At 58.0% G+C, this 18,330-nt stretch carries 14 protein-coding genes and 1 pseudogene; 9 read left to right on the top strand and 6 right to left on the bottom strand.

Annotated elements, in window-relative coordinates:
• Positions 1 to 1,339 precede the first annotated feature (1,339 nt).
• Positions 1,340 to 1,555 carry a hypothetical protein gene (locus Q4Q11_RS24700; RefSeq protein WP_112508112.1) on the top strand — a complete coding sequence of 72 codons (216 nt, stop codon included), beginning with the start codon at positions 1,340 to 1,342 and terminating at the stop codon, positions 1,553 to 1,555.
• A 301-nt stretch (positions 1,556 to 1,856) separates the two neighbouring features.
• Entirely contained in the window at positions 1,857 to 2,762 is a 906-nt protein-coding gene (locus Q4Q11_RS24695; protein WP_498571135.1) for a hypothetical protein, read from the top strand.
• 135 nt (positions 2,763 to 2,897) lie between these two features.
• Here the strand turns inward: Q4Q11_RS24695 and Q4Q11_RS24690 are convergent, their stop codons facing one another.
• Positions 2,898 to 3,761 carry an alpha/beta fold hydrolase gene (locus Q4Q11_RS24690; RefSeq protein WP_112507868.1) on the bottom strand — a complete coding sequence of 288 codons (864 nt, stop codon included), beginning with the start codon at positions 3,759 to 3,761 and terminating at the stop codon, positions 2,898 to 2,900.
• Positions 3,762 to 3,860: 99 nt separating this feature from the next.
• On the opposite strand from Q4Q11_RS24690, the gene Q4Q11_RS24685 reads away from it, so the two are divergent.
• Positions 3,861 to 4,190, top strand: coding sequence for a DUF982 domain-containing protein (locus Q4Q11_RS24685; protein ID WP_498571134.1), 330 nt, complete (start codon positions 3,861 to 3,863; stop codon positions 4,188 to 4,190).
• A pseudogene (locus Q4Q11_RS24680) lies at positions 4,184 to 4,453 on the top strand (universal stress protein); the annotation flags it as partial. The gene Q4Q11_RS24685 and the pseudogene Q4Q11_RS24680, both read left to right, overlap by 7 nt.
• An 87-nt stretch (positions 4,454 to 4,540) precedes the next feature.
• Here the strand turns inward: Q4Q11_RS24680 and Q4Q11_RS24675 are convergent.
• Positions 4,541 to 5,902: an ATP-binding protein gene (locus Q4Q11_RS24675; RefSeq protein ID WP_112507862.1), complete on the bottom strand. Its 1,362-nt coding sequence runs from the start codon at positions 5,900 to 5,902 to the stop codon at positions 4,541 to 4,543.
• Positions 5,899 to 6,558 carry a response regulator transcription factor gene (locus tag Q4Q11_RS24670; protein ID WP_498571133.1) on the bottom strand — a complete coding sequence of 220 codons (660 nt, stop codon included), beginning with the start codon at positions 6,556 to 6,558 and terminating at the stop codon, positions 5,899 to 5,901. The genes Q4Q11_RS24675 and Q4Q11_RS24670 overlap by 4 nt, the downstream gene beginning before the upstream one ends.
• Positions 6,559 to 6,776: 218 nt before the next feature.
• Here Q4Q11_RS24670 and Q4Q11_RS24665 point away from each other — a divergent pair, with 218 nt between their 5' ends.
• The 4 genes from Q4Q11_RS24665 to Q4Q11_RS24650 are packed head-to-tail and all read left to right on the top strand — an operon-like array spanning position 6,777 to position 10,842.
• Positions 6,777 to 7,196 (top strand): hypothetical protein, encoded by a 420-nt coding sequence (locus Q4Q11_RS24665; RefSeq protein WP_162701674.1) that lies wholly within the window; start codon positions 6,777 to 6,779, stop codon positions 7,194 to 7,196.
• Positions 7,197 to 7,227: 31 nt separating this feature from the next.
• Positions 7,228 to 7,704: a DUF2271 domain-containing protein gene (locus Q4Q11_RS24660; RefSeq protein WP_112508109.1), complete on the top strand. Its 477-nt coding sequence runs from the start codon at positions 7,228 to 7,230 to the stop codon at positions 7,702 to 7,704.
• Between the two features lie 17 nt (positions 7,705 to 7,721).
• The gene (locus Q4Q11_RS24655) at positions 7,722 to 9,923 is read left to right on the top strand and encodes a PepSY domain-containing protein (protein WP_498571132.1); all 2,202 of its coding nucleotides are present in this window, start codon (positions 7,722 to 7,724) and stop codon (positions 9,921 to 9,923) included.
• Positions 9,904 to 10,842 (top strand): FAD:protein FMN transferase, encoded by a 939-nt coding sequence (locus Q4Q11_RS24650; protein WP_498571131.1) that lies wholly within the window; start codon positions 9,904 to 9,906, stop codon positions 10,840 to 10,842. The genes Q4Q11_RS24655 and Q4Q11_RS24650 overlap by 20 nt, the downstream gene beginning before the upstream one ends.
• Positions 10,843 to 11,235: 393 nt before the next feature.
• On the opposite strand, the gene Q4Q11_RS24645 is transcribed toward Q4Q11_RS24650, so the two are convergent.
• The 3 genes from Q4Q11_RS24645 to treY all read right to left on the bottom strand — a co-directional run bounded on the left by Q4Q11_RS24645 (position 11,236) and on the right by treY (position 16,982).
• Positions 11,236 to 11,610: a GFA family protein gene (locus tag Q4Q11_RS24645; protein WP_112508106.1), complete on the bottom strand. Its 375-nt coding sequence runs from the start codon at positions 11,608 to 11,610 to the stop codon at positions 11,236 to 11,238.
• 731 nt (positions 11,611 to 12,341) lie between these two features.
• Positions 12,342 to 14,411, bottom strand: coding sequence for a glycogen debranching protein GlgX (gene glgX / locus Q4Q11_RS24640; RefSeq protein WP_112507851.1), 2,070 nt, complete (start codon positions 14,409 to 14,411; stop codon positions 12,342 to 12,344).
• A 96-nt stretch (positions 14,412 to 14,507) separates the two neighbouring features.
• A complete protein-coding gene (gene treY / locus Q4Q11_RS24635) occupies positions 14,508 to 16,982 on the bottom strand; it encodes a malto-oligosyltrehalose synthase (protein ID WP_498571130.1) in 2,475 nt (824 codons plus the stop codon).
• A gap of 90 nt (positions 16,983 to 17,072) precedes the next feature.
• Here treY and treZ point away from each other — a divergent pair.
• Positions 17,073 to 18,330, top strand: a 1,258-nt coding sequence (gene treZ / locus Q4Q11_RS24630) for a malto-oligosyltrehalose trehalohydrolase (RefSeq protein WP_498571129.1), incomplete at its 3' end; no start/stop codon positions are given.

Here is an 18,330-nt window from a genome sequence, read left to right as displayed (position 1 = left end):
GCCCGCCCTGTGCGGGCATTTTCATTTCAAGCGACCTGATCTCAATGCCGCATTTAGCTTGGTGGTTGTTCCTACATTGCGCAATTTTATCGTCGAAAGGCCGCGCCGGCTAACCTTCAAGGAATTCGTTCTCGAGGCGCTTTTTCAACAAACTGCTTTGAGAGGATATGAGGCGAATTGGTCTGCCCGGAGATTGCGTCCAGCACGACACTTTCACGCCAGCCGCATTCGCAGCAGAGGACCGCATTCGCCGATTTCAAGGCAACCTCGTAGCCTGCACCGCTCCCTGTCACTTCGCCGATCGCAAACAATGCGCCAATGGGACACTTCGCAGTCCGGCAGTTTCATTTGCCTGAAAGAGAGCTTGACAGACGCCGGCACATGTCGCCGCTTCCGTTGCCGGCAGGCCAGGCATCATGATGGCGAATTCACCCACGGTAGCAAGCAGCGGAAGCATTCGACATTCACCAACTCGGAGTCGTGGCCTTCGCGACCTCGCCTGGCTTTCGGCAGGCAATCTTCGCGTCGCACTGGTCGAGCATCGACGACGTTTTCCCAACGCCCAGAACCATCTGGCCGACGGCTCGACCGATCCTTCGGTCTCTAATCTTGTCAGCTCGGCGTTGATGTCGCCTTTTTCGCGGAAGCCGATCGAAGACGGGACTATAGGTCGCTGCTGATACCGATTGAACGCGTCGCGCTGACGGAAAGAAGTCCGCACTGCGGACTTCTTCACAGACGCGATCAGGAATTCTTGTGGCTTTGCTGACCAGCCTTCACATGCTGCTCATGCGACCCGCCGCGTTCACCGCCAGACTGTTGCTCCCTATTGCCAGAAGCATGCTTCGCGTCGGAATTCTTGTGGCTCTGCTGGCCTGCTTTGACGTGCTGTTCGTGGGATCCACCGTGGGAAGCCATGATTTTTCTCCTTTTCGGAATTGCGAGACTCCATGGTCTCCGGTTTCCAACAGTTGGAGGAACATTCGGTTCCAGAGCAAATCCCAAAAGATTGCAGTGCCCCCATGCCGACAATAGCCGCGAACATCGCCCCCAGGATGCCCAGCCAAATGTCTCCAATCCTTCTCACCAGGAACTGGTTCATAACCTTGGGATTCGATGCAATGAGCATCAGGATCATCATAACGGGACCGGCGACCGCTTCGCCGAGTAAAGGACCCGCTCACCCATAGAGAAGCAGCAGGCACTCAGTGCTACTCCAAAAACTTAGCCCCACCTTTCTTTGCAATCTAGCCGTTATATGTCGCGATTTTTCGCGCTGAATGGAACTTTCACCTACAACGACAATTTTGCTTTGAGCGAAGCAAAGAGGATGACCCATATGAAAACGCAACGGGCCTTCGAACGACGTCGTCCTTTAAGAGGCGTGGCCTATACCCTGGCGGAGTTTCGGCGGAAGTATAACCTCGATGAGGGTGTGGCACAGGATCTCTTCGTCCGCTTCGGCCCTTCTTCAATTGAACTCGACCTGCTGATGGCAGCGAAACGGCAAACGCCGTCCTTCGATGAGCTGACCAGGCAGATGCCATTGCAGTAGGCCGCATCAGAGAATGCGTCAGAAGAAGGAAAAACCGTCGCTATAAGCCCCGCAATGGCTGTGCACTCCTGCTGTTACGCCAGGATGACATCCAGCATGATCTGCCGCTCGATCGGACGTAAATCATACCTTACGCAAGACTGATGAAGACATCGGAACAAACCGTCTCGAACGCCGTTCGGTAGGCATCAATTACCCTTCGGAGGATACTCAAATGGGTCGAGGTATTCTGCTCTGGCTTCTCGGCATTCCATTGCCGATCGTCATTCTTCTCGTTCTCTTCACGCGATAGGAGGCGCCCATGTCCGTCGTCGAAAACGCGTCGGCAGGCGCGCGCCCTATCGAATCCTCCAAGCCCGCTATTGTCTGGGGACCCATCTTCGGAGGCGCCCTTGCATCAACCGGGATTGCCCTAATTCTTCTGCTGCTCGGTTCAGGCGTTGGGCTTACGATGGTATCTCCATGGTCCGGTCAGAGCAGTTCCGCAACTACCGTCGGCATCACTGCGGCGATCTGGCTGGTGGTGGTTCAATGGCTATCATCAGCGATCGGTGGCTATTTAACCGGTCGGCTCCGCACGAAATGGGTTGAAGTCCACTCGGACGAAGTCTTTTTTCGCGACACCGCACATGGGTTTCTGAGTTGGGCGCTGGCGACGGTGTTCGTGGCAGGGTTTCTCGCCTCTTCATTGACTTCGCTGACGAGTGCGTCTGCCAATGCTGCCGGCCAAGTCGCGCAAACTGCGGTTAGTGCCGGCGCTTCGGCAGCATCGGCACGCTACACGGACTCGACTGCGTATTTTACCGATGCCCTCCTCCGGCCTGCAAAGGCTGCGGACCGGGCGCGGTCCGACGATGGAGCAGCCGCCGCCGAAATTTCCCGAATTCTCTTGCAGAGCGCAGCAAGCGGGCAGCTCCCGGATGGAGACAAATCCTATATCGCAACGATAATTTCCGCTAGCACCGGCCTTTCCGAAACGGATGCCCGCAACCGTGTCGATGCTGTGCTCAAGCAAATCGACGACGCCAAATCGGCAGCAAAAGAAGCCGCTGACAAAGCCAGGAAGACAGGAGCAACGACCGCGCTGGTCGGTTCCCTGTCTCTCCTGGTCGGCGCATTCATAGCATCGGCAGCTTCAGCCCTTGGTGGCCGTCAGCGCGACGAAGAAGAGGACCTGCTTATTGACACGCGTGTCCGCCGCCCTTGAGCCGCAACCGCAAGGAATTTGCTCTGTGCGTCATTGCGATGGCGCAGACCGCCTGGTGACCAATAGAAACACTGATGTCCTTTGCGTAAACGCTGTCCCAATCGGGTTTGATAGTGGATCGGCGCGGTCGCCGATTCATCCGTCGCTGAAAAAACGTCGTAGCGAATTTGCAAGATCCGCGGGGTTTTCTTCAGCGACATGGTGGCCGCTTTCGATACCGTGACCCGTGACATCCATCGCCCACGACCGCCAAATTTCCCTCGGGTCACCGAAGAAATGCTTGAGATCGTCTCTCGTCGACCAAAGGCAGAGCAATGGGCATGTGACCCGCCTCCCAGCAATCCGGTCCCGCAGCTCGTCCTCCCTGTCAACCGTCAATCCCGCTCTGTAATCCTCGATCATCCCATGGACGACGGCTGGATTATGGATCGCCGTCAAGAGGTCATCATAGGCCTCTTCTCCCATGAGATCCGGGTGAATGGCAGTGTACCATGCCTCTGGATCGGCGTTGATCGCCTGTTCGGGCCTTTCCGGCTGCGCAAAGAAGAACCAATGATACCAGTCACGCGCAAACCGCCAATCCATCCGTTCAAGATGCTCAACAATCGGAATACTGTCGATCACGCCGACCTTCGTAACGATTTCCGGTCGGTCCATGGCAAGGCGGAATGCCACATAGCTGCCTCGGTCATGTCCCGCCACGGCAAATGTCCGATGTCCTAACGCTTGCATCAGTGCCACACAGTCCAACGCTTTCGCCCGTTTCGAAGAATGGCGGCTGTTCTCGCTATCAATCGGCTGGAACGACTTTCCGAATCCTCTTAGATCCGGGCAAACGATCGTGAAATATGAAGTCATTAAGTCCGCGACATAGCCCCAGGTCATATGCGTTCGCGGATGGCCGTGCAGTAGCAACAACGGCGGCCCATGGCCGCCGTGGCGAACACGCAAAAGGCCGGGACCAACGTCAATATAATCCAGTACCATTCCCTCGAACACCGCCGGCCTCCCTCCAATATTGGATCGCTTGTTCTTACGTTCAGGGCATCCAATTGTTCCGGACGAAAGGCCCTATCGTAATGATGCAAGCATGAGCTAATGGGTTGCGTGGTGACAGATTTCATCTCGGGAACATTCTGGCTGCGGTGTCGTTCCACCAGCGGAGGATGCCCGATGACAGGACAATTGTGGAACAAGCCAATTACAATCGAGGCCACAAAATCCAGCCAACGCCTGACGATTGCCAACACCGAAGCCGCTACCTACTATCTGCTACGGAACTGGCCGACGAAGGCACACGGGATCGCCTATAAGAATGCCAAGCGGACGCTCATCGATGCCCATGAGGGTCATGTGGAAGCTTTGGTCGCAAGGAGTGCCTTTCTGGCTGCGCTCGAAGAAGGCCGCATCCAGATATTTGAAGCGTGACGGCCCAAAAGTCGCTATCGACCGACAGCGGATCCCGCCTTGCTGAAATTTTGAGGTCGAGTGGTATCAGTGCCAGGGCAACGGTCATGCAAGCTAGCAGCTCTTCCATTGGCGAGAGCATCCAGCCGGCCGCGCTGGAACTTGGTGGTGATTTTTTGGTCATGGGAGCATTCGGACATTCTCGATTGCGAGATTTTATCTTGGGCGGGGCGACCGGCATCGTCTTGCAGGAGCCGCTTTTGCCGGTCCTCATGTCACATTAGCTGTGGCTGCGGGTAGCGCAAGCTCGTGGCAGGATCGTCACTATCCCCCAGCCCGCTGACACTGAACGGTGCACCGTCAGTGCCGCATCAGTTGATCGGTAAGCTTACCCGCACCTCGACGCCTCCACCGCTTCCCCGAAGAGGTGACACAACCTCGATTGCGGCTCCGACACGGTCCGCAATCGCCTTGACGATAGCAAGCCCAAGGCCGCTCCCGACAGTCTTAAGGTTGCCGCGTTCAAACCGACGCATGAGCCGGTTCACTGCCTCCGGCGGAAGAATCGCGCCATCATTGGCGACGGATAATATTCCTTGGCGGTCGAGCGTAACACGGACCGGACTTCCCTGCGCTCCATGTTTCAATGCATTTTCGATCAGATTGCGGGCAAGAATACCGACTGCATCGGGATCGAGTGGCGATAGAACGGCCATTTCGGGCATGGTCAACTCGATTCGCTCCAGTCCGGCACGTTCGAAATCCTTGACGATCATATGCAGGACCGACCTCAGATCGAACGCTTTGTCTGAGCGCAACCGGCCGCCCTCGGCCCGCGCAAGCTGCATGAGCTTTTCAGACATGCGCATAAGGCGCTTGAGCGTCGTTTCGATCTCCCTCGTGCGTTCCGCGGTCAGCTCCTCTTTCGTCTCGGAGCATATGCGTTGAGCTTGTGCGATCGCGCCGGCAACGGGGGTTCGAAGCTCATGCGCAACGTTCGCCGCAAAGGTCCGCTCGGCGTCAAAGGCACCCTTAAGACGCGCAAGAAGCTGATTGATGCCCGTCGAAATCGGCAGGAGTTCACGTGGCAGGCCGGCAGCAGCTAATGGAGAGAGATCTTGTGCGCCACGAAGCGAAAGCCCCTGTTTGAGTGCGCGGACCGGACGTAGCGAAATCCGGACGGCGACGAGGATCGCCACCAGGCTCAGCGGAATGACAATCAAAAGCGGCAGCACCAAACCTAGCAACATTTTTTTTGACAGTTCCTGGCGATGTGCCAGCGGTTCCGCCACCGAAATGCTGAGGCTTCCATCAGCGCTTGCCGCATAATAGAGCTGATGGGTGTCGGTTTGAGAAAATCCCGGCTTCTCGAAAGGAGGAAAGACCGAGGCGTCCACTCCTGCAGAGCCAAGCAGGATACGACCCTGTCTGTCACGCAGAATAAATGTCACATCTTCGCCGTAGCGAAATTCGCGTTTCGGCTGCGCGTCATGGCGACTGTCGTCCTCTTCGCCGACCTCAGGGCTTTCGTGTCGGGGATGTCCTTCTCGCAAGTCATGCTGGGCGATGGGCAAGATGCGCTCCGCCGTCGCCTTCAGACCGTCGTCATAGACCTGCTCCATTTCTCGCTCGAGCCGATCTGCGGTGGCGACGGCGGCTGCAAGCCACAGCACCGTCACGGATGCACCAATCGCGATTGCCAACCGCGCCTGAAGGGAAGACACCCAGTTCATGGCCGCCCCAGCCTATAACCAAGTCCGCGCTCGGTTTCGATCACGCGCGCGCCCAACTTCTTGCGTAGCCGGCTCACATGGACCTCGATGGCATTGCTCTCAACTTCCTGATCGAAAGAATAAAGCCGTTCTTCGAGCTGCGCCTTGGAAAGCAACTGGCCGGGACGCTGGATAAAGGCCTCGAACAACACCCATTCTCGCGCCGTCAGGACGATGGGTTTGCCATTCAGCCTGACGCTGCGCCCAGCAAGGTCGATTTCTAACGGGCCCAGCGTAATGATCGGATTCGGATTGCCCGTGTAGCGGCGTGCAACAGATCCGATGCGCGCGGATAATTCGTCCAGGTCGAAAGGCTTCACCATATAGTCATCCGCTCCAGCGTTGAGCCCCGAGATCCGATCCGACACCTGATCGAGCGCGGTTAATATGATCACGGGCGTGACGTCGCCCCGCGCCCTCAGCGCCTTGAGAAACGGAACGCCAAGCCCGTCTGGCAGCATCAGGTCAAGCAAGATGAGATCGTAGCTGGTCGAAGCATGCGCATCTCGCGCGCTATCAAGGCGGTTCATCCAATCGACGGAGTGTCCATCGGCTGCGATCTGATCACGGATAGCCGTCCCCAGCGCCCTATCGTCCTCGATCAGCAAGACTCTCATGCTCAGTCTCTCCTTTACCTTCCTGTGTAGTCCAACCGTTGGCTTACGGGAAGCTGAAGCAAAGTCTCAGCGTCTGTCAGGTGCCGGTCAGCTTGTGGTTCGAATGATCGCCTCGATCACAAGAACAAACCAATGATGAAAACCGCATCACACTCAGCATCATGGCCGCGATATCCCGGCACCCAGGAGAAGACTGCGATCGTCCTCCGGAAGGCTCGATGTCGCGCAACTCGATGAACACTGCGGTACGGCGACCACAAGCTTATTCCCAAGGAGATTTATTCATGATCAACCGCAGACTTCTTCTCGCCGCCGCTGCCGGCACAAGCATTCTTGCCGCCGTGACGGCGGCCCGGGCTTTGCCACTCGATACGCTAAGGTTCGACACGGCTAGGCAAGACATCGTGAAGGTCGCGGACCACGAGCGCGAGCGAAAAGGCCAAACCGAGGGATATCCCCAGCGTCAGGATGGGAATGGCGAACACGCCGCCAACGACTGCGGCGAACATGGCGAGGAAGATGACGACGGCGGCGATGATGCCTGCGGCAACGGAAACACTCCCATCCCAAAGGACACCACTCCGCCGAGCAACGGCCTCTTTGTGCCCGGCAGCATGCCGCACAGCCAGATGAATTGATCACGCCATTCTTTTCTTACCGGAGCATATGATGCGAACCAAACCCATGTTGGCCGTACTGGCCATCACGACAGCGCTGACAGTGCCGAGCCTTGCTCTGGCAAGCCAGGTGACCTTCACCACCAACATGCGCAGTTTCGGCGGCAACGGAGCCTATCTCGCCTATTACGTCACGGATGGGCAGGGCAAATATGTGGGCAGCCTCTGGATGGCCGGTGGCAAGGCGCGCTACTACGAACACCTGAACGGGTGGTATCGCGCGACCAGAGGCGCCACGAGAGAAATCAACGGCATCACCGGCGCCAGCGTTGGCTCCGGGCGCACGCTCAAAATCACCGTCGATCTTGCCGATACCCTCTTCGACGCTGGCTACCGGCTGCACATCGATTCCGCCGCCGAAGACATGCAGGATAGTCCCAACGAAGTCGTCGTACCGCTGACTTCAGCGGGCGCAGGTCATGCGATCAAAGGCAGCCGCTACATCGCGGACTTCACCTATTCGCGTTAATCACCAAGGAAATTGATATGATTCGGTCGCTCCACCGCTGGTTCGGGCTGATCGCCGCAGCACTTGTCACTGTCATTGCGATAAGCGGCACCGCACTTTCGGTCTTCCCGGCCCTTGAGACACTCACAATGCCCGCCAGTCAGCAGATCAGCGTGGCCGAACTTGCCGCACGCATTCAGGCTGCGGAGCCTTCGGTGGAGCAGATCAGGCGCGCACCAACCGGCCGGATCACGGCATACTATCTCAAAGGCGACCAGCCAGTCTCATCCATCATCGATCCGGCGACTGGGAGACCGGTTGGCAGCGCCAATACAACGACTTTCGAGCGGTGGCTTATCAGTCTTCATCGGTCCTTGTTTCTTAACGACACCGGTCGCCTCGTTGCCGCCGGTGGCGCGGCAGCGCTGCTGACGCTGGCTCTCTCGGGGCTATCGCTGCTGGCACGTCGGGCAGGCGGGTGGCGTCTCATCCTCAAGCCTGCAAAGGGCACCGGCGATAGGCGCCTGCACGCGGTCGTTTCGCGGCTTGCGCTACCCGGCCTCCTTCTATCGTCGCTCACCGCTCTTTGGATGACCGCAGCGACTTTCGGATACCTGCCGGAGGGTGCCGGCGCACTGCCCTTTCCGGCGGAGGTGAGCGGGGCTACAGGCGTTCCCGTCGGCACCATCTCCGCTTTGCGCCGGACCTCGGTCGACACACTTCGCTCACTTCGCTTTCCAGCCGCGGACAATGCGACTGACACATTTACCCTCAAGACCGACGCCGGTGAGGGCTTTATCGACCAGGGCACCGGTGCACTGATCGCCTGGCAAGGTTCAAACTGGGTCGACCGCGTGACAGACCTTGTCGTCATGCTGCATACAGGTCGAGGCATGGCGTGGGTCGGCCTGCTGCTTGGCGTTTGCGCGCTCGCCATTCCCATCCTGAGCTGGACCGGCCTCACCGTCTGGTTCGCCGGCCGCGGCGGGAAAAAGGGAAGTTCGGCTTCCGCGCGCGACGCAGATACCATAGTCCTCGTCGGCAGCGACGGTGGCACCACCTGGAAATTTGCCGAAACGCTCAGCAAATCGCTCTCGGTTCAGGGCATGCGTGTCCATGTTGGTCCGATGTCCGCATTCGAGCCGGCGCGATGGGCGCGAGCGCGTCGATTAATCTTGCTTACCGCGACCTTCGGCGATGGCGAAGCTCCGGCTTCGGCGCGCGGCTTTCTTGAACGCCTTCGCCGCACACCCGTCAGGCAGGATCTTTCGCTTGCAGTTCTGGGCTTCGGTGACCGCAGCTTCCCCTCCTTCTGCGGCTTCGCAGCTGAAGTCGCACGGGTGGCGGAAGAAAAGGGTTGGAATATGTTGTTGCCTTACGACACCGTGGACCGCCAGTCGATCCAGGACTTTGCCCGCTGGGGCCGGAACCTCGCCCAAGCGCTCGGTCGGAGCTTCGAACTCAATCACCTGCAGACCAGACCGAAGACGTGGGATCTGTCGCTCGCCTCACGCCGCGATTACGGTGGAAGCGTCGAGGCAACCACTGTCATCCTGCGCTTCTCCCTGCCGAAGATTTCCATTCGGCAGCGTCTGACAGGTAAGACGCTGCTGCCGCGGTTCGAGGCAGGCGATCTGGTCGGCATTCTGCCTCAAGGTTCGAATGTGCCGCGGTTCTATTCGCTCGCATCGGCCTCAAGTGACGGGTTCTTGGAAATCTGCGTCCGAAAACAGCCGGGCGGCCTCTGTTCTGGGCAGCTTACGACGCTTGAACCCGGACAGACAGTGAGCGCTTTTGTTCGTGCTAATCCGGATTTCCGGCCCGCACGCGGTCGAAGGCCGGTCATCCTCATCGGTGCTGGCACCGGCATCGGGCCGTTGGCGGGCTTTGCGCGCGCGAACAGGGCACGCCGACCTATGTATCTTTATTTCGGGACACGCCATCCGGCGAGCGACGCCTTCTATGCGGAGGAATTGTCGAACTGGAGGACGGAAGGCCGCCTGGTGGACGTCGTTGCTGCTTTTTCGCGCACGGTGAACCCGACCTACGTTCAGGACGTCCTGCGCAATGACGGTGCAAGGATCCGCAAGCTGGTTGCGACGGGAGGTCAGATTCTGGTCTGCGGCAGCCGCGAGATGGCATTGGGAGTGGCCGCGGCTCTCTCAGATATACTGACGCCGCACGGCGTTGATCTCGCCATTCTCAAGGCGGAGGGCCGCTATGCCGAAGACGTTTACTAATCTTGCCCGTCATGCGTTGAACGGGGCCACCATGGGGACTCGCTGGTCGGCGCTTTTTCACATGCCGTTCGACTTCAAACCCGCGGAGGTCGATGCCGCCTTGGCAAACGCCGTCGCGCAGGTCGATCGGCAGATGTCCACGTGGAAGCCCGACAGCGATCTTAATCGCCTCAACCGCGCCACTCTTGGCGAGTGGGTATCCCTGCCCGAACAGCTGATGAGCGTGCTGAAAGCGGGACTCTCGATCGGCGAAGCTTCGCACGGAGCCTTCGACATTGGCGTTGGGGACGCCGTCACCGCCTGGGGTTTCGGGACGGCAGATGCAGACGAAACGGCGATAAAGGCCGCCCGCATCAAGTGCCGCGACCAGACTTATCGCACGCTGGAGCTCGACATCGCCAATCGGAGAGCACGCAAACATGCCGACGTGTGTCTCGACCTAAACGGCATAGCCAAGGGCTATGGTGTCGATCGGCTGGCTGATGCAGCTCGTCTGCACGGTGTGGAAGCAGGCCTTTTCGCGATCGATGGAGAACTGCTCGCGCTCGGTACCCAACCAGATGGCAGTGCTTGGACGATTGCCATTGAGCGACCTGATCGTCACGAACGAGCGCCGCACTCCATCATCGAGCTTTCCGGAGCTGCCATCGCGACATCGGGAGATTATCGCCATTGGGTGGAGGTTGGCGGACACCGTCTATCCCATACCATGGATCCACGGCTCGGCATGCCGCTCCAAAATCCACCCGCCTCGGCGACGGCAATCGCTGGCAATTGTATGAGTGCCGACGCCTGGGCGACGGCAATGATGGTCCTCGGTGAGGCAGGTCTCTCGTGCGCCGAACAAGCCGGGCTTTCTGTTCTACTCCTATCGCATGATCAAATGAGATCTCGAGGGTGCGGCCTGTTCATGAAGTGATCAGAAGCTTACTCGGCGATCTGGATGATCCTGAAGCTGCGATTAGGTCGCTCCGGAGCCGCATGGCGTAAATGAAGGCCACTCGAATAGGCCATCGGCAGCCTTGAGGTCGAGCTGAGTGTTCGAAAATCGACGCGTGACGTGATCTTCAAGCTCTTGAGGTAATGTGAACTGCCCACCTGCCATTTTCGGAGCATCCGCTACCGGTTTTCGTTGAGAACTGAGGAGAATATCCACCTTGCGCATATTTGCTATAGCGCAGCGAGCCTGTCGAGATCCCAGCTGTAGCATGGATGACAGATGGCCGAGTAGGTAGGGAGCAGCCCAGGTCACCGGCCATTTGAGCCGCTTTTTACTCTTCGCCAAGATGGCCAACCGACCATCGTACGCCGCTCATCGTCGATCCTCTTCGTACTGCTCCGCTCCTTCGATCGGCGAAAGCCAGGATTCCCGCCGCTTGGTCCACACCTCATAGGTGGGCCTAAAACGCGTGGGTGCCTCGCTCAGTATCCCAAGTTTGATCTCGACCTCGCTATCGCCGGCAGCAAAGACGCGCGATCCGCAACGCGGGCAAAACTCACGTCCGGCAAACTCGCTCGTCGCGCCTTCATAGTGAAATTCACTCGCGGGCCACAGGCCGAAATAAGTGAAGGCGGACCCGCTTTCCTGCCGGCAATCGGTGCAATGGCAAATGCCGATACGAAGCGGTTTTCCGCGCACCATCAGACGCACTTGCCCGCAACGGCATGATCCGGTCAATTCAGTCATGGCATGTCCCTCATCATCGCTTACATTTGTGATCGGGCCTTCCCCGCGGCTGACATGCTCCGTCTGCCAGCGTCCGTCGGACAGCTGGTAGCTGATTTCGGCATCTTCACCGCCCTGGTGCTGCCGGGCTGCGGCAGATTTGGCAGCGGCAAGCGCACTCTCGTGGTCGGGAAAGGTCTCCGACCAGACATCACCGACGCGGTAGGCAAAACCCTCGTCATGGATGCCAACGTGATATGTTAACGGCATCAGCTCCTCCGGCTCGGCCCATCGGCCATGGAAATCGAAGACGGTACAGCAGCATCGATCCCTTGCAGGGGAACGCCCGCGCATCATCTCACCGTCTCCCATCAAAGTTCCGAGACTCGGAAAAGTTTCCAAGCAACAACAGATATTGACGTCTGCTGAAAACCAGACGGAGCCATCGATCTTGATTCAGGCTAAAATCTCAGTGAGCGGCATGTTTTATATGGGCCGACGACTAATTGGATAGAACCCCTATTGCTCGCCGGCATAGCGCAGGAAATCATGCGGGCCAGAAGACGACATTAAGTCCCAATATTCGTCTCATCGTCCGCTAGGCCGGTGAGATGAGGAAAGCCGCGTATCGCCAAAATGGCGATATCGATAGGATCTTCGATTGGAGGATAGGATCGAGATTTCGCTTGCTTATCCGAGCTTGCACACTCTTGAGACGTGCGATGTGCATTGTTATTTCTCCCACGCCTGTCTCAGGCTGGCCGCAAAAGTGAGAGACTGCGGGCTTCAAGATTCAAAATCTTCTTCTCCACTGCACCTCGATCCGGCTCGTCAGGATCGGATGTCGACAGCTCCAGCGCCCAGCGTTTGTCATCCGGCAAGGTAAAGTCGACATCTGCATCACAGGGGTTGAACAGCAGTAGAACATCATCCCAGCCTTCTTCGAAGGGCTGCTCGCGCGACAGGCGCAAGCCGATCGCTGTATTCGCTTCATCATCCCATTGCTCATCCGTCTGCTCGCCGCCGCCCTGATTGAGCCAGGTTACAATCAAACCATCACGCCAATTTTCTCGTCTGAGGATGGAATGTGCCTGACGCAAGGCGATCAGGCGTTTGACGAACGTATAAAGCGCTTCGGCGCTGCCATATCGATCGTCCCAATGCAGCCAGCTGACTTCATTGTCCTGACAGTAGCCATTGTTGTTGCCCATCTGGCTGCGGCCGGATTCATCACCCGCCAGCAGCATCGGCGTCCCATGCGAAAGAAAGAGGGTCGCGAGGAAATTGCGCTTCTGGCGCTCCCGAACGATATTGATGGCTTCATCGTCGGTCGGGCCTTCCGCGCCATAATTGTAGCTGCGGTTGTCATTGTGGCCGTCATTGTTGTCTTCGCCATTGGCCTCATTGTGCTTCTCGTTATGGGAGACGAGATCATTGAGCGTGAAGCCGTCATGCGCGGCGATGAAATTGACGCTCGCCCATGGGCGGCGGCCGCGAAGATCATAAACATCGCCTGACCCTAGAATGCGGGCAGCGAAGTCCCTTGTCATGCCGGGAGTGCCCTTCCAGTAATCGCGTACCGTATCGCGATATTTATCGTTCCATTCCGCCCAGCCCGGCGGAAATCCTCCTACCTGGTAACCGCCGGGACCAATGTCCCACGGCTCGCCAATAAGTTTCACTTTCGCAAGGACCGGATCCTGGCCAACGGCATCGAAGAAGCCGCTGCGCTGATCGAAGCCCTGGGGTTCGCGGCCCAGAATGGTGCCGAGATCGAAACGAAAGCCATCGACGTGCATTTCTTCGACCCAATAGCGCAGCGAGTCGGTCACCATTTGCAGCACGCGCGGATGCGACGTGTTGATCGTATTACCGGTGCCGGTGTCGTTGATATAATAGCGAGGCTGGTCCGGCAGAGTGCGGTAATAGGAGAAATTGTCGATGCCCTTGAACGAAAGGGTCGGACCGAGTTCATTGCCCTCCGCGGTATGGTTATAGACGACGTCGAGGATGACCTCGATCCCGGCATCGTGGAAGGCACGCACCATGTCGCGAAAGCCGGCTAAGCCTTTCGGCCCGTAATAACGCGTTGCCGGCGCGAAGAAGGCAAGGCTGTTGTAGCCCCAATAGTTGCTTAAGCCCTTGTCGAGCAAATGACTGTCATCGGGAAAGAAATGAATGGGAAGGAGCTCAATCGAAGTGATGCCGAGGCTCTTGATATAATCGACGACCGCCCCATGCCCCAGACCGTCAAAGGTGCCACGCAATGGCTCCGGAATTGCCGGATTTAGCACCGTCATTCCTTTGACGTGCGCCTCATAGAAAATGGTTTGAGGCCAGGCGACCACCGGCCTTTTCTCCGGCGCTTCATTCTTGAGGTCGACGACGCGGCATTTCGGCATCTGCCCGGCGCTGTCTGTCTCGTCGAAGGAAAGATCCTTCTGCTCGTCGTCCAGGACATAGGCGAACTGGGCTTGCGACCATTCGATATTGCCGACAAGCTCACGGGCATAGGGGTCGACGAGCAATTTGTTCGCATTGAAGCGATGGCCTTTCAACGGATCGAACGGGCCGTATACGCGGTAGCCATACAAGGCGCCCGGCTTCAATCCAGGAACATAGCCATGCCAGATCTCATGGGTATATTCCGGCAGAGCGATCCGCTCGATCTCCTGCTTTCCGCTTTCGTCGAAAAGGCAAAGCTCCACCTTTTCCGCATAGGCGCTGAAAAGCGCAAAATTGACACCCTCTCCATCGTAATTTGCTCCCAGACGCGTGTAATCGCCCGGCTCGATCGCATGCCTCTTGCCGCCTTCCGCCATGGAATCCTCGTGATCGTTGCGCGCAGCAGAAACACCCCATGACGCGCTTTGTTCCGGCCTCGAGGTCGGAGTACGCATGGATGCGCGCCGAGATCGTCACCTGTCTCCCACGAGAAAGGATAGGGGTTGCTCGGCAAACAGCTGCGCTGCCAGAAGATTGCCGGAGGGTAACGGCTGATCCGTCAGGAGATCGTATAACGGCCTCTCAAGCTCTCGCGGCATGACGACAGCGGTATCCTTCCAGAAATCCGATGAAGGCATACCGACCAGACGCGGCACGATGGTAACCGCTATTTCCCGCTCGTGAACGCGCGCGAAGGCAACGAGATTGGACGCTCGTGCCCCGCCGGTTTCCAACGGCACATATTTGCCCTCGAGAAAAAGCAAGGGGTGCTGATTGCGATAGTGCAGCACCTTGTGGATGAATTGCCGCTTCAAGGAAGCGGCATCCGATGCGAGAGGATCGGCGGTTCCCGTGTCGGTCCACAGATGGTCGACCGGTCTTCGATTGTCCGGATCCACCAGGCTGAAATCGAGGCCTTCTGCACCCTGATAGATATCGGGAATGCCGGGAGCCGTAAGCTTGATCAGCACCTGCGACAGACTGTTGCGAAAACCAAACTCCATGAAAGGGCGCAGCGTGCGGTCAAAATCACGGATGAAGTCCTGATTATCCTCCGATAGCAACGCAGCAGCATAGGCCTGAACCGCGCGCTCATAAGCCCGATTTTCATCCATCCAATCCGTCCGGAGCTTAGCTTCTCGGATTGCTTTCAAGACATAGGCGGAAAACCGCTCCTTCAGTGCGTTCCGATCTGCTCCTTCGATGTCCTGCGGCCAGACGCCGGCAAGCGCCTGGTAAAGCATCCATTCGATATTGGGCTCAGGTGCAGGCCCATCGGCAAGGCCGGAGCGAAAAGCAGAATTCATATTGCGCCATCGCTCGACACCCGCAATCCAGGCATCGGGATCCTGCGTCAGACTGTAGAGGCGGGCACGGGCGTCTTCTCCCCGCTTGGTATCATGCGTCGATGTCGAGGAGAGGCCGCCGGACTGCGACCGAAATCGATCGGTCATGAATTGGTGAAAGGCCGCCACTGAGCCCGGCGGCACATCTGGCTCGCCTCCGACCTCGTTCAATGCGATCAGGCGGTTATACCGATAAAACAGCGTGTCCTCGACTGCCTTTGCCATGATCGGGCCGCTAAGCTGCTGAAATCTGGCTCGAAACTCCAGAGCTTCGGGTGCAGAAACATCTCCTTTCAAAAGACGGCCGAACGCATCGAGAGCATCAATGGTCTGCAATCGGCTTTGTGCCGCCTCGCAGGCGCTCTCGATGACCGCCACGTCTTCAGACGATACAGCTCCCCGATAGCCGTAGGTACGGTAAACTGGGAAGGCGATCAGCAGTTCGCAAAGCGCCGACGATATTTCCTCCGCGCCGAAATCGGGAAAAATCGAACATGCCAGGCTCGTCAAACGCCTCATCTCGCCTGCAAAATTGCGCTCGACCATCAACAGCTTCGCCTTACGCAAACCTGCGGCAAAGTCAGCATCGTCCTCGCCGACGGACCTGTAGGCTTCATCCAGCTTGCGTAATCCCTCTTCATTCACGAAGAGATCTGCCATGACGGCGATGAATTCATAGCCGGTCGTTCCCGACACCGGCCAATCCGCCGGAAGCTTTTCACCGCGGGCAAGGATTTTCTCGACGACGATGAAAGTGTCGGGGCCGACGGCCTGCCGCAAATGCTCGAGATAGCCCTTCGGATCGGCCAGTCCGTCGATATGGTCGACGCGTAGTCCCTGGACCTGTCCGGAACGAACCAATTCGATGATCAGTCGGTGTGTGTCGTTGAAGACCCGCTCGTCCTCCACGCGCATCCCGACCAGGCCTGCCACCTCGAAGAAGCGCCGATAGCTGAGGTTTTCGGCGGCGTCTTTCCAATAGAGCAGCTGCCAATGCTGTTCGGCGAGAAGTTTTCGCATCGCGGCCGCATCCAACGAAAACGCACCCAACCGTTCCGCATCAGTTCCAATGTCCGCTATCAGCCGCTCGGCACTTTCAATCGAGAGCGGAAGCCGATCGTCGAAATAGGCCAGATAGATACCTCCATCCGTAGGCTCGTAGCGAAGATCAAAATCACCTGCGACCAGGCTTTCCTCGAATGGCCGCCCGAGGAGCGGCAAGGTGAGCTTGCGGCGCCAATCGATATCGAAATGGCCGGCATAGGCGCTGCTCGATCCACGCTGCAACACGTCACGCCACCACGGGTTTTCGACGGAAGCGGCCATATGGTTGGGCACGATGTCGAGGATCAGGCCCAGCTTCGCCCGGTGCAAGGCCGCACAGAACGCATCGAACCCCGTGCGACCGCCAAGCACCGCGTCTATCTCGTTTGCATCCGTGACATCATAACCATGTGTCGATCCCTTCTTTGCTGCGAAAATCGGCGAGGCATAGACATGGCTGATGCCGAGATCCTTCAGATGGGGAACCAGTTCCGTTGCCTTGTCAAAGATGACATCTCCGCGAAACTGCAGGCGATAGGTAGAGGTCAGGACGGTCATGGCTTCCCCGCTGTGTCACGCGCCATAACGAACGGAACTGAAAGAGATCTGTTCCCACCGAAGGAACCGTTCCCGGCAAGATGTGTTGGAATGCATGAAAATCTCAGTGTCATCGATGGACGGGACATCATGCACCATAGCTTCGCATTTGGACCCCAAATCAACGAGAATGCGGTCTTGTTCCGCCTATGGGCGCCTCTGGCGGAGCGCGCGCTCGTCCGCGTCGAGCGGCGTGGGGAATGGGCGATGCGGCCGATGCAGGACGGATGGCATGTCGCCGAAGTCAATGATGCGCAGATCGGCGATCGCTATAAATTCGTGCTGGCCGACGGGTTTGCCGTGCCGGATCCTGCCTCGCGCTTTCAACCCGAAGACGTTCACGGCCCGAGCGAACTGATCGATCCCAGGTTCGAATGGCAAACGCAGGGATGGAAGGGACGCCGCTGGGAGGAAATTGTCATTTACGAACTGCATGTCGGCGCGTTCACCGAAGCCGGCACATTTCTGTCAGCCATCGAAAAGTTCGACCATTTGCAGCGCCTGGGCGTAACGACCATTCAACTCATGCCGCTTTCGGATTTTCGCGGCCGATATGGGTGGGGCTACGACGGCGTTTTACCCTATGCGCCAGATAGCAGCTATGGCCGCCCTGAACATCTCAAAATGCTCGTCGATGCAGCCCACCAGCGAGGTCTCTGCGTCTTTCTCGATGTGGTCTATAACCATTTCGGGCCGGACGGGAACTATCTGCCCCGCTACGCGCCGATCTTTGGCGACCGGCACGAAAGCGTCTGGGGCAAGGGCCTGAATTACGATGGCGAAGGCAGCCGCTTCGTCCGTGATTTCGTCATCGAAAATGCGATCTATTGGCTGAGCGAGTTCCGGATGGACGGCTTGCGGCTCGATGCCGTGCACGCGATGAAGGACGATAGCGATCCGCATATCCTTCTCGAACTTGCCGATCGCATCAGAAGTGCATTTCCCGAACGCCAGATCCATCTGATCGTCGAGAACGAGGACAATGACGCGGCTCTCCTCGCTCGCGACGACGAGGGCAAGCCGCGTCATTTTACGGCACAGTGGAATGATGACATCCACCACGCTCTCCACGTAGCGGCCACTGGTGAGATCTTCGGCTACTATGCGGATTATGCCGATTGGCAGCCGCGTCTGAGCCGCGCGCTTGCCGAAGGCTTTGCGTTTCAAGGGGAGCATATGCGGTATCGAGGTCGGCCCAGGGGATCGCCGAGCGTTGGCTTGCCGCCATCGGCGTTCATCTCCTTCATCCAGAACCATGACCAGATCGGCAACCGCGCACGCGGCGATCGCATGATTTCCTCCCACCCGA

This window comes from Rhizobium sp. UFLA01-1127 (assembly GCF_059803845.1).
This window is presented reverse-complemented; position numbering and strand designations above follow the sequence as displayed.